The 13,655-nt window shown below is 67.1% G+C and carries 15 protein-coding genes and 1 pseudogene; 9 read left to right on the forward strand and 7 right to left on the reverse strand.

Annotation, left to right across the window (positions count from 1 at the left end; translation table 11 throughout):
• Positions 1-87 precede the first annotated feature (87 nt).
• The gene (locus tag PL79_RS19385) at positions 88-1,152 is read left to right on the forward strand and encodes a glycosyltransferase family 4 protein (protein ID WP_044843644.1); all 1,065 of its coding nucleotides are present in this window, start codon (positions 88-90) and stop codon (positions 1,150-1,152) included.
• Positions 1,153-1,251: 99 nt separating this feature from the next.
• On the opposite strand, the gene PL79_RS19390 is transcribed toward PL79_RS19385, so the two are convergent.
• From PL79_RS19390 to PL79_RS19400, 3 genes are all read right to left on the reverse strand, one after another.
• Positions 1,252-1,839: a BPSL1445 family SYLF domain-containing lipoprotein gene (locus PL79_RS19390; RefSeq protein ID WP_044843643.1), complete on the reverse strand. Its 588-nt coding sequence runs from the start codon at positions 1,837-1,839 to the stop codon at positions 1,252-1,254.
• 231 nt (positions 1,840-2,070) lie between these two features.
• On the reverse strand, positions 2,071-2,529 hold the full coding sequence (locus tag PL79_RS19395) for a membrane protein (protein ID WP_044843642.1): 459 nt from the start codon (positions 2,527-2,529) through the stop codon (positions 2,071-2,073).
• 320 nt (positions 2,530-2,849) lie between these two features.
• Positions 2,850-3,140, reverse strand: a complete 291-nt coding sequence (locus PL79_RS19400; RefSeq protein ID WP_044843641.1) for a PsiF family protein — start codon at positions 3,138-3,140, stop codon at positions 2,850-2,852.
• Between the two features lie 262 nt (positions 3,141-3,402).
• Here PL79_RS19400 and PL79_RS19405 point away from each other — a divergent pair, with 262 nt between their 5' ends.
• Positions 3,403-4,425, forward strand: a complete 1,023-nt coding sequence (locus tag PL79_RS19405; protein WP_044843640.1) for an asparaginase — start codon at positions 3,403-3,405, stop codon at positions 4,423-4,425.
• Positions 4,426-4,636: 211 nt separating this feature from the next.
• Here PL79_RS19405 and lysM read toward each other — a convergent pair whose 3' ends face one another.
• The 4 genes from lysM to gcl all read right to left on the reverse strand — a co-directional run bounded on the left by lysM (position 4,637) and on the right by gcl (position 9,130).
• A complete protein-coding gene (gene lysM, locus PL79_RS19410) occupies positions 4,637-5,107 on the reverse strand; it encodes a peptidoglycan-binding protein LysM (protein WP_044843639.1) in 471 nt (156 codons plus the stop codon).
• 460 nt (positions 5,108-5,567) lie between these two features.
• Positions 5,568-6,461, reverse strand: coding sequence for a 2-hydroxy-3-oxopropionate reductase (locus PL79_RS19415; RefSeq protein ID WP_044843638.1), 894 nt, complete (start codon positions 6,459-6,461; stop codon positions 5,568-5,570).
• Positions 6,462-6,500: 39 nt separating this feature from the next.
• The gene (hyi, locus tag PL79_RS19420) at positions 6,501-7,310 is read right to left on the reverse strand and encodes a hydroxypyruvate isomerase (RefSeq protein WP_044843637.1); all 810 of its coding nucleotides are present in this window, start codon (positions 7,308-7,310) and stop codon (positions 6,501-6,503) included.
• 44 nt (positions 7,311-7,354) lie between these two features.
• Positions 7,355-9,130: a glyoxylate carboligase gene (gcl, locus tag PL79_RS19425; protein WP_044843636.1), complete on the reverse strand. Its 1,776-nt coding sequence runs from the start codon at positions 9,128-9,130 to the stop codon at positions 7,355-7,357.
• Positions 9,131-9,301: 171 nt separating this feature from the next.
• On the opposite strand from gcl, the gene PL79_RS19430 reads away from it, so the two are divergent.
• The 7 genes and pseudogenes from PL79_RS19430 (at position 9,302) to rplI (ending at position 13,620) form a co-directional block, all read left to right on the forward strand.
• A complete protein-coding gene (locus PL79_RS19430) occupies positions 9,302-10,213 on the forward strand; it encodes a LysR family transcriptional regulator (RefSeq protein ID WP_044843635.1) in 912 nt (303 codons plus the stop codon).
• A 162-nt stretch (positions 10,214-10,375) separates the two neighbouring features.
• Complete coding sequence (locus PL79_RS19435; RefSeq protein ID WP_044843634.1) at positions 10,376-11,017, forward strand: RNA polymerase sigma factor; 642 nt, start codon at positions 10,376-10,378, stop codon at positions 11,015-11,017.
• Positions 11,007-11,906 (forward strand): annotated as a pseudogene (locus tag PL79_RS19440) (zf-HC2 domain-containing protein). The gene PL79_RS19435 and the pseudogene PL79_RS19440 overlap by 11 nt, the downstream one beginning before the upstream one ends.
• A 239-nt stretch (positions 11,907-12,145) precedes the next feature.
• Entirely contained in the window at positions 12,146-12,520 is a 375-nt protein-coding gene (rpsF, locus tag PL79_RS19445; protein ID WP_006755436.1) for a 30S ribosomal protein S6, read from the forward strand.
• A gap of 40 nt (positions 12,521-12,560) precedes the next feature.
• Positions 12,561-12,860, forward strand: a complete 300-nt coding sequence (gene priB, locus PL79_RS19450; protein ID WP_006486250.1) for a primosomal replication protein N — start codon at positions 12,561-12,563, stop codon at positions 12,858-12,860.
• Between the two features lie 4 nt (positions 12,861-12,864).
• A complete protein-coding gene (gene rpsR, locus PL79_RS19455) occupies positions 12,865-13,140 on the forward strand; it encodes a 30S ribosomal protein S18 (RefSeq protein WP_004193360.1) in 276 nt (91 codons plus the stop codon).
• A 27-nt stretch (positions 13,141-13,167) separates the two neighbouring features.
• Positions 13,168-13,620 (forward strand): 50S ribosomal protein L9, encoded by a 453-nt coding sequence (gene rplI, locus PL79_RS19460; protein WP_044847232.1) that lies wholly within the window; start codon positions 13,168-13,170, stop codon positions 13,618-13,620.
• Positions 13,621-13,655: the final 35 nt, after the last annotated feature.

Raw genomic sequence — 13,655 nt, forward strand, 5'->3', positions numbered from 1 at the left:
CCGGCGCGATGCCGGCCGTGCGCTGCACGGAGGGGGTTGTGCGCCAGCCCCCGTGCCGGCCGACCGAGGACACAGGAGACGTGGACCATGAGAATTGCCCAGATCGCCCCGCTGACCGAATCCGTGCCGCCGAAGCTGTACGGCGGCACGGAGCGCGTCGTGTCCTACATCACCGAGGCGCTCGTCGACCTCGGCCATGACGTGACGCTGTTCGCCAGCGGCGATTCGACGACCCGGGCCAGGCTCGAACCGGTATGGCCGCGCGCGCTGCGGCTCGATGCGTCGATCCGCGACCGCGTCGCACCGCACATGCTGCTGATGGAGACGGTCGCGCGCCGCGCGAAGGACTTCGACGTGCTCCATTTCCACATGGACTACTACTCGTTTTCGGTCTTCAACCGGCAGGACACGCCGTTCGTGACGACGCTGCACGGCCGGCTCGACCTGCCCGAGCAGCAGCCGGTGTTCGACACGTTCAACACCGCGCCGGTGATCTCGATCTCGAATTCGCAGCGCCAGCCGCTGCCGCAGGCGAAATGGCAGACGACCGTGTACCACGGGCTGCCCGACACGCTGTACCTGCCGCAACCCGTCGAGCCGCGCTATCTCGCGTTCCTCGGCCGCATCTCGCCGGAGAAGCGGGTCGACACCGCGATCCGCATCGCGCACCAGTGCGGGCTGCCGATCAGGATCGCCGCGAAGATCGACGCGGCGGACCAGGAGTACTTCGAACGGGAGATCAAGCCGCTGTTCGCGCTGCCGCACGTCGAATACATCGGCGAGATCGCCGACCACGAGAAGGCCGAATTCCTGTCGGGCGCGCATGCGCTGCTGTTTCCGATCGACTGGCCGGAGCCGTTCGGGCTGGTGATGATCGAGGCGATGTCGTGCGGCACGCCGGTGATCGCGTTCAATCGCGGCGCGGTGCCGGAGGTGGTGGACGAGGGCGTGTCGGGCTTCATCGTCGAGGACGAGATCAGCGCGGTGGCCGCCGTGAACCGGCTGCACCTGCTGCCGCGCGCACGCGTGCGGCGGCGCTTCGAGGAGCGCTTCACGTCGCGGCGGATGGCGCAGCAGTACGTCGACGTGTACCAGTCGCTGATTCGTGCGCAAAAGCGCTCGCGCTTCAAGGTGATCGATTCGACGACCTGACGCGCGGCGGGTGCGGATAAAAGAACGGCGATGTCCGCGAGGACATCGCCGTTTGCACATCGCCCGCGCGCGGCGCGCCCGGACGAGGACGCCGCGGCGTCAGATCTTCAGCTTCGTGACCTTCGTGCCGTTGATCGACACGTCGCCCATCAGGCCGGCGTTGGTCAGCACGATGACCTGGACCGGCGCGGTGGCCGTGTTGGAGTCGACCGCGCCGTTCGCGCCCATCTTCACGAGCGCGACCGATGCGCCGGCGCCGGCTGCCCAGCCGTCCGAGCCGCGGAATTCGTCGAGCGCTTCCTGCGTCATGAACAGGAACACGATCGCCTTCGACTGCGCACCGGCCTGCAGGCCGACCGACAGCGACGACGTGTTGTAGTAGCCGACCGTGCTGCCGCCGACGCGCAGCGCGCCGTTGCCCGACTGGCCGCCGACGATGAAGCCGGCCTGCAGCACGTCCGGGAACACGAGCACGCCGCGCGACTTCGCGACGAGTTCACGCGAACCCTTGACCGTGGAATACATGCGCGACAGCGTGGCGTCGACGCTCGAATCGATCGCCTGACGCTTCGACGCGTTGGTCGCGGCGTTGTCGGGCTTGTCGGGGGTAGTGGTGCAACCGGTGAGCGCAAGGCTGCCGACGACGAGCGCAGCGGCGGCTTTCAGCACAAGGTTCCGTTTTTGCATCGTTCTTCTCCATCGGATGACGTTCGGAGTGAGTCTCGCTCACGGAGCGGATCACGTCGGCAGTTATATCACAACGGATTACAACCCCATTTCGTGCGCGCATGAAAAGGCGCCGAATCGGTTTGCGGTGTCGCGGCGCACCAACGGACGGACCGGCGCGCGCACGGCGATATGTCGCTACATCGCGCGACGGCCGGGGCGGGCGGGAACGGCGGGGCCGGCAGGTGCAGGTCAGTGCGTGACGGGCGGCGCCGGCGGGGTCGGCGGCTTGATCGGCGGGCGCCGCAACGCGCGGCGAATCAGCGCGATCACGACCCCGCACGCGAACAGGAACGCGGCCGGCACGACCCAGTAGCCGACGAACGCGTGCCACAGATAACCGGCGAGCGTGTTGCGGCGCACGACGTATTCGTCGCGGGCCGCCTGCTGGCGTGCCGCGTTGGCGGCCAGCACGTCGGCCGGGCAGCCGGCCGCGCGCGCCGCGTCAGGATCGCCGTGGCACTTCGTGGCAGCGCCGGCCGCCTGCTGCGCATCGGTGAGCTGCCAGGTGGTCAGCGCGAGTTGCAGGTCGGCCTTGTTGTACGCCATTTCCTCGCGGATCTCGCGCACGGCGACGATCGCGACGGGCACGGCCCAGAACACGATCACGATCAGCCAGCGGCGGAACCAGCGGTGTTGTCTCCATGCCATCCATGCCTCCGTTTGACGCGGTGTGCGCGTCCGTCTCGAGGGCGGCCCGATGGCGCTTCTTGTACTTGGATGGGCCGCGTTGCAGCCATCATAGAAGAAATCGCGGCGAATTGCCGCACCATGTGGCGGCATTTGTACGGCGTGCTGGGGAAGCGGGGCGGACAGGCGGCGCAGCAGGTCGCGACGACGGCAGCGACGGCGCCGCCGGCCGGCGCGGCGACGCATTCCACGTCATCGCGTGCGTCGATGCGCGTGCAACGAAAACAAAAATGCCGCGCCCGCCGAAGCGATGCGCGGCATTCGTGCGGGAGCGCGGGAACTCAGGCGGCCGGCTGGCTGCTCAGGCAGCTCTTCATGAACGCCTTGCGGTCGTCGCCCTTCTTGTCGGCGGCCTGCGTGTTGCACGCCTTCATCTTTTCCTGCTGCGACATCTTCTTCGCGGGCTTGGCCGACAGGCAGTCCTTCATGAACGCCTTGCGTTCATCGCCCGTCTTGCCGGCGGCCTGCGTGTTACAGGCCTTCATCTTGTCCTGCTGGCTGTTCGCCGCGAAAGCGGGGGAAGCCAGCATGCCGCCGAGAAGCACTGCGGCTACGAGCGATTGGATTTTCATTTCGACACTCCCATGGGGTGAATTGCGTTTTATATCGACGCCGTCACGAAGCCCGGCGCAACGGGAACAGGGCCACATCACGCCGCGCGCTCCGATTATGGCAAATCAATGTGAAAACACCAAAACGGCATTCCTATAACGCGGCGGACGGCATGGCCGTTGACGGCGTGCGTCCCGCGGCGATCGGGACTAACCATGATGCGCGGCGCCGGTGCCGGCCGTATCTACCGGATGCCGGCCGCGAGCCATTACAATCGCGGCCATGAATACTCCGAACTCCGCATCCCCTTCGTCCGCGCCGGCCCTGCCGCGCATCGCCGTACTCGCCACCGGCGGCACGATCGCCGGCGCCGCGCCCGACGCCGCCAGCACGGCCGGCTATCAGGCCGGCGCGCTCGGCGTCAATTTCCTGCTCGACGCGGTGCCGGCGCTCGCGTCGGTCGCGCGCATCGATGCCGAGCAGGTCGCCAGCATCGACAGCAAGGATCTCGCGCTGCCGCTGTGGAATACGCTCGCCGCGCGCATCGACGCGCTGATGGCCGATCCGGCGATCGACGGCATCGTGATCACCCACGGCACCGACACGCTCGAGGAAACCGCCTACGCGCTGCATCTGGTCGTGACCGGCGACAAGCCGGTCGTGCTGACGGCCGCGATGCGGCCGGCCACCGCGCTGTCGTCCGACGGCCCGCTGAACCTGCTGAACGCGGTGACCGTCGCCGCTCACCCGGCCGCGCGCGGGCAGGGCGTGCTCGTCGCGTTCAACAACCGGATCCACGGCGCACGCGACGTCGTGAAGACGAGCACCTACGCGGTCGATGCGTTCCAGTCGCCGGAACTGGGCGCGCTCGGCTGGGTGCAGGACGGCCGCGTCGAATTCGCGCGCCGCGTGACGCGCGCGCGCGATGCGCGACTGGCGATCGCCGCGGCGTGGCCGCCGGTCGAAGTCGTCGCGAGCTATGCGGGCGTGACGCGCACGGCCGTCGATGCGCTCGTCGCGGCCGGCGTGCGCGGCCTCGTCGTCGCGGGCACCGGCAACGGGTCGATCCATGCGACGCTGCAGGCGGCGCTCGCCGATGCGGTGAAGGCGGGCGTCGCCGTGGTGCGTGCGTCGCGCGTCGGCTCGGGGCACGTGATGCGCAACGGCGCCGCGAACGACGACGCGCTCGGTTTCGTGAGCGCCGGGTCGCTGAGCCCGTTCAAGGCGCGCGTGCTGCTGATGCTCGCGCTCGCGAACGGGATTCACGGGCGCGACGCGCTGCAACGCGCATTCGACACGCTGTGACCGCTGGCCGCCGATCGGGCGGCGCGCGGCGTGCATGAAAAAGCGGCGCCTCGTGAACGGTTTGCGCGGCGGATTCGACTGCTTGCCCCGCGGCAAGCCTGCAACCCTGATGCCAAAAAGACGAAACCCCATGCTCCGAAAAGCGTGGGGTTCGTCAGCAGTCCGGGCAGGCCGTTGGCCTGCCTTTTTTGCGTCAGTGCCGCGCGAATGCTCAGGACTGCGGCGGAATCACGAGCTTCTGGCCCGGATAGATCCGGTCCGGGCTCGACAGCATCGGCTTGTTCGCCTCGAAGATCGCCGGGTACTTGTTCGCGTCGCCGTACACTTCCTTCGCGATCGCCGACAGCGTGTCGCCCGGCTTCACGTCGTGGTACTGAACTTCCTGATCATCCGGCTGCAGGTCGTCGTCGTTGACGCCCGCGACGCCTTGCACGTTGCCGGCCGCGACCTTGACCTTCGCCTTCGTGTCGAGATCGGCGACGCTGCCCGACAGCGTGACGGTGCGCGACGCGCCGTCGAACGCGACGCTCAGGTTCGACGTGTCGAGACCTTGCGTGCCGATGTAGTTCTTGATCGCGTCGGCCGCGGTCTGGTTCGCGGCATTCGGATCTTCCGCTGCTTGCGCATCGGCGTGACCCAGCAGTTTTTCACCCGCCTCTTTGATAAACGAAAGAAGACCCATCGCTGCACTCCCTAGGTGGTTGAAAAGAAAACGCGCCGTGAAGTGGCGAAAAAAACACCGCGCTGGGCGCGCTCACCGGAGCGAGCGCCAAGCGCGGCGGTTTTCTCGAAAGGCGTGGCGAAAGTGTAGGCGTTCAGCGCGACGATTGCATGAAAAATCGCACGCTTGAACGTAAAGAAATGTAATACGCGAAATCCGACAGGCGGACACCCGACGACGACGTCTGACCGACCAAGGCTTCCCCGGCGCCGCCGGGTGCCGCTGCGGACCCCACCACGCCGCTCTCAGCCCAGAGCGGCGTTTTTCGCCCCGTCGCGCACGCGTTTCGGCGATACGCGGCGGGGCGCCCCACCGTGATGCGCGCATCGTCGCGCATCGATGCGACCGGCCGTGACCGGATCGCGTGTATTCGTCGCGCGCGTTCCGCCGTTGCAGCGAAACGCGCGTCGTTGCGTCCGCGTTACGCGGCCGGCGTCTGGCCGATCTCGAAGTTCGACATGATCTCGAGCGCACGCACGAGTGCCGAGTGATCCCATGCCTTGCCGCCGTGCGATGCGCACACGCTGAACAGTTGCTGCGCGCTCGCCGTGTGCGGCAGCGCGAGGCCGAGCTTGCGTGCGCCGTCGAGCGCGAGGTTCAGGTCCTTCTGGTGCAGCTCGATGCGAAAGCCCGGATCGAACGTGCGCTTGGTCATGCGCGCGCCGTGTACTTCGAGGATGCGCGACGCGGCGAAGCCGCCCATCAGCGCCTGGCGCACGCGCTCCGGATCGGCGCCCGAGCGTGCGGCGAACAGCAGCGCTTCGCCGACCGCCTCGATGTTCAGCGCGACGATGATCTGGTTCGCGACCTTGCAGGTCTGGCCCGCGCCGTTCTCGCCGACGAGCGTGATGTTCTTGCCCATCTTCTCGAACAGAGGCTTCGCGCGTTCGAACGCCTTCTCCGGGCCGCCGACCATGATCGTCAGCGTCGCTTCGCGCGCGCCGACTTCGCCGCCGGACACCGGCGCGTCGAGGTAGTCGCAGCCGAGCGCGTTGATCTGCTTCGCGAATTCCTGCGTGTCGAGCGGCGAGATCGAGCTCATGTCGATCACGAGCTTGCCGGCGCTCAGGCCCTTCGCGACGCCGTCGTCGGCGAACAGCACGTTACGCACGTCCGGCGTGTCCGGCACCATCGCGATGATGATGTCGGCGTTCTGCGCGACTTCGGTCGAGTTCGCGACGACCTTCGCGCTCGCGCGCAGGTCGTCGGGAATCGGGAACGCACCGTTCACGACGAGCTGATGGTCGCCCTTGAGCAGGTTGCGCGCCATGTGCGCGCCCATGATGCCGAGGCCGATGAAACCGATGGTTGCCATGTGAAAGTCTCCTATAGGGGCGAAAGGGAAGAGCGGATCTCAGGCGGCGCGACGCGCCGAGCCCGGTGCGCAGCCGGCGACGCTTTGCAGCCAGCCGAGCCCTTCCGTCGTGGTGGTGCGGGGCTTGTATTCGCAGCCGACGTAGCCGGCATAGCCGAGCCGGTCGAGCAGCGCGAACAGGAACGCATAGTTGATCTCGCCCGTGCCCGGCTCGTTGCGGCCCGGATTGTCCGCGAGCTGGACGTGGCCGATCGAGGCGAGGTTGCGTTCGATCGTCGCGGCCAGTTCGCCTTCCATGCGCTGCATGTGATAGATGTCGTACTGCAGGAACAGGTTGTCCGAGCCGACCGCGCGGATCACGTCGAGCCCGTCGGACGAGCGGTTCAGCGCGAAGCCCGGGATGTCGAAGCTGTTGCACGGCTCGACCAGCAGGCGGATGCCTTCGCGCTTCAGTGCGTCGGCGGCGAAGCGCAGGTTGTCGACGATCGTGACGAAGGTCTTGTCGCGCGCGGTGCTCGCCGACGGGATGCCGACGAGGCAGTTCAGTTGCGGCACCTTGAGCGCCTTCGCGTACTCGATCGCACGGCCGACACCTTCCTGGAACTCGCCGACACGATCGGGCAGGCACGCGATGCCGCGCTCGCCCTGGTCCCAGTTGCCGGCCGGCAGGTTGTGCAGCACGAGGCGCAGGCGGTGCGTCTCGAGCCGCTCGGCGAGTTCCTCTTTCGCGTACGGGTACGGGAACAGGAACTCGACGGCGTCGAAGCCCGCGTCCGCGGCCGCCTTGAAGCGGTCGAGGAACGGCACTTCGTTGAACAGCATGGTCAGGTTTGCAGCAAACTTCGGCATGAGCTAAGCCTCTTCGGTCGGTCAGTCAAAAAATGGCGTGCGGATCAGTCGAGCATCGAGATCGCGGTCGGTGCGTGCTCGGCCTTTTCGGCGAGTTCCTCGAATTCGTTGATCGCGTCGATTTCGGTGCCCATCGAGATGTTCGTCACGCGCTCGAGGATCACTTCGACGACCACCGGCACGCTGAATTCTTCCGCGAGCGTTTGCGCCTGGCGCAGCGCCGGCTCGATCTCTTCCGGCTTGAACACGCGCAGCGCCTTGCAGCCGAGGCCTTCGGCCACCGCCACGTGATCGACGCCATAGCCGTTCAGCTCCGGTGCGTTGACGTTGTCGAACGCGAGTTGCACGCAGTAGTCCATGTCGAACGCGCGCTGGGCCTGGCGGATCAGGCCGAGGTACGAGTTGTTCACGACGACGTGCACGTACGGCAGCTTGAATTGCGCGCCGGCGGCCAGTTCCTCGATCATGAACTGGAAGTCGTAGTCGCCCGACAGCGCGACGATCGGACGGCGCGGGTCGGCCGCACGCACGCCGAGCGCGGCGGGGATCGTCCAGCCGAGCGGGCCGGCCTGGCCGCAGTTGATCCAGTTGCGTGCCTTGAACACGTGCAGGAACTGCGCAGCTGCGATCTGCGACAGGCCGATCGTGCTGACGTAGCAGGTATCGCGGCCGAACACCTTGTTCATCTCTTCGTACACGCGCTGCGGCTTGACCGGCACGTTGTCGAAATGGGTCTTGCGCTGCAGCGTGCGCTTGCGTTCCTGACACTCGGACACCCACGCGCTGCGGTCCTTCAGCTTGCCGGCGGCCTTCCATTCCTGCGCGACCGCGACGAACAGCTCGAGTGCGGCCTTCGCGTCGGACACGATGCCGAGATCCGGGCCGAACACGCGGCCGATCTGCGTCGGTTCGATGTCGACGTGCACGAACTTGCGGCCCTTCGTGTAGACCTCGACGCTACCGGTGTGGCGGTTCGCCCAGCGGTTGCCGATGCCGAGCACGAAGTCGGACGCGAGCATCGTCGCGTTGCCGTAGCGATGCGACGTCTGCAGGCCGACCATGCCGGCCATCAGCGGGTGGTCGTCCGGAATCGCGCCCCACGACATCAGCGTCGGGATCACCGGCACGCCGATCGTTTCGGCGAATTGCACGAGCAGGTCTTCGGCCGCTGCGTTGAGCACGCCGCCGCCCGACACGATCAGCGGCTTGTCCGCGTCGTTGAGCATCGCGAGCGCCTTCTCGATCTGCGCGCGGGTCGCCGCGGGCTTGTAGACCGGCAGCGGTTCGTACGTGTCGATGTCGAACTCGATTTCGGCGAGCTGCACGTCGATCGGCAGGTCGACCAGCACCGGGCCCGGACGGCCCGAGCGCATCAGGTGGAACGCCTGCTGGAACACGCGCGGCACGAGCGCCGGCTCGCGCACGGTGACGGCCCACTTGGTGACGGGCTTCGCGATCGACTCGATGTCGACGGCCTGGAAGTCTTCCTTGTACAGGCGCGCACGCGGCGCCTGGCCCGTGATCGCGAGGATCGGAATCGAGTCGGCCGACGCGGAGTAGAGGCCGGTGATCATGTCGGTGCCGGCGGGCCCCGACGTGCCGATGCACACGCCGATGTTGCCCGGTGCGGCACGCGTGAAGCCTTCGGCCATGTGCGACGCGCCTTCGACGTGGCGCGCCAGCACGTGGCTGATGCCGCCCGACTTGCGCATCGCGGAATAGAACGGGTTGATTGCTGCGCCCGGCACGCCGAACGCGGTCTGGATGCCTTCCTTCTCGAGCACGAGTACGGCTGCGTCGACGGCTCTCATCTTGGCCATGAATGTCTCCTTGGATAGTTGGATCTTGCGAATCGGTCTGTTGGGAACACTTTAGGGACGCAAGAAAGGTTTGATAAGATCAGCCGAAGTCGCTTATTTCGAAACTAAAAGTATGGAATGACGGCCGGACGGGGCTTCCCGCCGGTGTCGGAGCCGGGACGGAGACGGGAAATGGATCGTTTCAAGCAGATCGAGACGTTCGTGCGGGTCGCGGACGCGGGCAGCCTCGCGGCGGCCGCGCTCGAGGAGGGCGTGTCGCCGGTGGTGCTCGGGCGGCGCATCGACGCGCTCGAGAAGCGCCTCGGCGTGAAGCTGATGTATCGCTCGACGCGCCGGCTGGTGGTCAGCGAGGAGGGCGCCGCGTTCCTCGAGCGCTGCCGCGGGCTGCTGTCCGAATGGGACCAGGCCGAGAACGAGCTGGCCGCCGGGCGGCGCGCGGTCAGCGGGCATCTGATCGTGTCGGCGCCGGCCGCGTTCGGCCGCAAGCACGTCGCGCCGCACGCGCCCGGTTTCCTCGTCGACAAGCCGGAAATGCAGCTGTCGTTCAACCTGACCGACCGCGTCGTGGATCTCGTGCGCGAAGGCTACGACCTGTCGATCCGGATCGGCGGCTCGGTCGATCCGAACTTCGTCGCGGTGAAGCTCGCGTCGAACCGGCGCGTCGTGTGCGGCACACCCGCGTATTTCCGCAAGCACGGCCGGCCGAAGTCGCTCGACGACCTGCTGAAGCACAACTGTCTCGCGTTCAACCTGCAGGGCGGCCAGAACCGCGGCTGGTATTTCCAGCGCCACGGCAAGATCGTGACGATGCGGGTGGCCGGCAATCTCGACTGCAACGACGGCGAGCTGCTGCATCGCTGGGTCGCGGAAAGCCTCGGGCTCGGCTGGCGCTCGACCTGGGAAATCGCCGCGCAGCTCGAAACGGGCGAACTCGAAACCGTGCTCGACGAATTCGCGCTGCCGGACTACGACATCCTCGCGGTCTATCCGCAGCAGCGCTACGTGCCCGCGCGCGTGCGCTACTTCATCGACTACCTGCGCGAAGCGTATGCGCGCCCCGGCTACTGGAACAGCACGCCGTAACGGGCGCGGCGGTTTCCGGCATTTTTTTGCGCATCATCGGCTTCGTGCGGGAATAAACTCGACGCAGCGGCGGTAAGGTCATTGAGAGCGCCCGCTGCCGGTCTGTCCGGGCACCGGACGCGGAACGGGCGCGGCTTCGGCCGCCGGGACCAGGGAGGTCATGTGGGGCAAGCCGGACAGGCGGTCGACGAACGGGCGGAGGACGACGCGGTCGCGCGCGGCGAACGGTTTCGCGTGCTCGTGCTGCCGCATCTCGACGCCGCGTACAACCTCGCGCGCTGGCTGAGCGGCAATGCGGGCGACGCGGACGATGTCGTCCAGGACGCGTGCATGCGCGCGCTGCGTTTCGTCGACTCGTGCCGCGGCGACAACGCGCGGCCGTGGCTGCTGACGATCGTGCGCCACACCTGGTACACCGAGTGGCGCCGCCGCGCCCACGCGCACGAGGTCGCGCTGCCCGACACGCTCGACGACACGGAGGTGCCGGACGACTGGCAGCCGGCGACGGAGGATCCGCTCACGCACCTGTTGCGCGGCGAGAACGTTCGGCTGGTGAACGCGGCGCTCGCGAAGCTGCCGCCCGAATACCGCGAGGTGCTGGTGCTGCGCGAGATGGAGGATCTGAGCTATCGCGAGATCGCGGCGATCGCCGACGTACCGGTCGGCACCGTGATGTCGCGACTCGCGCGCGGCCGGCGTCGGCTCGCCGCGCTGCTGGCCGGCACGCAGGCGCCGGCACCCGAACCCGCGCCGGGACGTGCGTCGGCAAGCGGAACCGCATCGGAGGCGATCGATGGACTGTAACGAAGCGCGCGCATTGCTGGACGCGGACGTCGACCGCGAGCTGTCGGCGCCCGATGCGTTGCGCGTCCAGCGGCATGTCGAAGGCTGCGACGCGTGCCGCCGCGAACGCGAGCGGATCGTCGCGCTCGGGCGCGCCGTGCGGCAGGCCGATTATCACCGCCGCGCCGGAGGGCGCTGCGCGCGAGCATCCTCGCGGCGCTGCCGGCGGCGGCCGGCGCGAACGCGCGCGGCCAGGCCGCGTGGAACCGGCGCCGGACGACGCGGCGGCGCGGCCGCGGGCCCAGCCTCGGCCGCCGGTCGCCGCTGGTTCGCGTGGCTGGGCGGGCGCGGCGCGGCGGCTCGCCCGGCGTCGACCGGACGGGGGGCGTCGCGCGCTGCCGGGCTCGGCTGGGCGTCGCGCTGCTGTCGCGCTCGCGGCGGCGGCCGGGATGGCGCTGTCCGCCCGCCACGCCGCAACCGACCAGACGGTCGACGAACTGGTCGCGAGCCACGTGCGCGCCGGCCTGTCGGCGCGCGACATCGACGTGATCTCGACCGACCGGCATACGGTCAAGCCGTGGTTCAACGGCCGGCTCGACTATGCGCCGCCGGTCGAGGACCTGTCGGCGAGCGGCTTCCCGCTCGCAGGCGGCCGGCTCGACTACGTCGGGCGGCGCCGCGTCGCGGTGCTCGTGTACCGATACCGGCAGCACGTGATCGACGTGTACGTGCAGCCGGCAGGCGTCGGGCGGGAGGCCGCGCCGTACGCGACCGTGTCGCAGGGCTACGCGCTCGACCGCTGGGAGGCGGCCGGGATGACGTGGTGGGCCGTGACCGACGCCGAGCCGTCGGCGCTGGCGCGTTCAGGACGGCGCTCGACGCGCGGCTGGGCGGGGCGCGCGTCGAGTGACGGCGGCCGCGTCGCCGGCCCGCAGGCGCGCGCCCGACACTCCGCCCCCATTTCAGAATGGTCGCGCCGACGGCGGCTTCAGCTGCCGCGCCATTCAAGTCGTTGAAAACATGGCCGAATCCGGTCGGGAATCGTCGATCGGTATTGCACGCGCCCCGTATCCGGGTTAGAATCTTCGGCTTCTCACTTGCCACACCGGTTCAGACGCCCGGGTGGCTTTAATCCACAAGGAGTGTGTAATGCGTCATTACGAAATCGTATTCATCGTGCACCCCGATCAGAGCGAGCAAGTGCCCGCGATGATCGAGCGTTACAAGACCACGATCACGACGCACGGCGGCCAGATCCACCGTGTCGAAGACTGGGGCCGTCGCCAGCTGGCCTACATGATCGAGAAACTCGCGAAGGCTCACTACGTCTGCATGAACATCGAGTGCGACCAGACGACGCTCGACGAACTCGAACACGCGTTCAAGTTCAACGACGCCGTGCTGCGCCACCTCATCGTCAAGATGAAGAAGGCCGAGACCGGCCCGTCGCCGATGATGAAGGAAGTTCAGCGCGAAGAAGCCAAGAAGGCGGCTGCAGCTCAGCCGACCGAAGCGCAGGCTTAAGTTCGTCACTCATTAAGCCATCAAGGAGCGCGTCACTCACGTGAACAGGTTGCAATTGACGGCGAGCGTCGTCGAGCGCGCACCGGTGCGATATACGCCGGCGGGTGTTCCGATCGCAAGCGCCACGTTGCATCACCGCACGGAAGTCGTCGAAGCAGGCATTCCCCGTCAGGTCGAAATGACGATCGAGGCGGTGGCGGCCGGTGAGGCGAGCGGCAAGCTGGAAAGTCGTGAAATGGGCGTCGAAACGCTGTTCACGGGCTTCCTGGCAAAGAAAAGCCGCAACGCGAGAACCTTGGTGTTTCACATCACTGCATTGCAGGACATAGGAAAGGACTGAAATCATGGCCCGCCCGACTGGTAAGAAATTCGACAAGCGTCGTCAGCAACAAAACCCGCTCTTCAAGCGCAAGAAGTTCTGCCGTTTCACGGCTGCCGGCGTCGAGCAGATCGACTACAAGGACACGGAAACGCTGAAGGACTTCATCGGCGAAAACGGCAAGATCACGCCGGCTCGTCTGACGGGTACGAAGGCGCACTATCAGCGTCAGCTCGACACGGCAATCAAGCGTGCGCGTTTCCTCGCGCTGCTGCCGTACACCGATCAGCACAAGGCGTAACTCGGCGACGCCATAAGGAGAATTCGAATGCAAATCATTCTGTTGGAAAAAGTCGCCAATCTGGGCAACCTCGGCGATATCGTCAAGGTCAAGGACGGTTACGCTCGCAACTTCCTGATCCCGAACCGCAAGGCTCGCCGTGCAACGAAGGAAGCGATCGCCGAATTCGAAGTTCGCCGCGCTGAACTCGAAAAGATCGCCGCTGAAAAGCTGGCAGCATCGCAGGCAGTCGGCGAGAAGCTGAACGGCCAGACGTTCGAAGTCACGCAGAAGTCGGGCGTCGACGGCCGTCTGTTCGGCTCGGTCACGAACGGCGACGTCGCGGAACTGCTGAAGAAGGCAGGTTTCGAAGTCGAGAAGCTGCAAGTTCGCATGCCGGAAGGCCCGCTGAAGATGATCGGCGAGCACGTCGTTCAGATCGCGCTGCACACGGACGTCGTCGTCGACGTCACGATCAACGTGATCGGCGACCACGCGTAAGCGTATGCAAGCTTTCCGGGCGGCTTCCGCCGTCC

This window comes from Burkholderia sp. USMB20 (assembly GCF_000949135.2).
GTDB lineage: Bacteria > Pseudomonadota > Gammaproteobacteria > Burkholderiales > Burkholderiaceae > Burkholderia.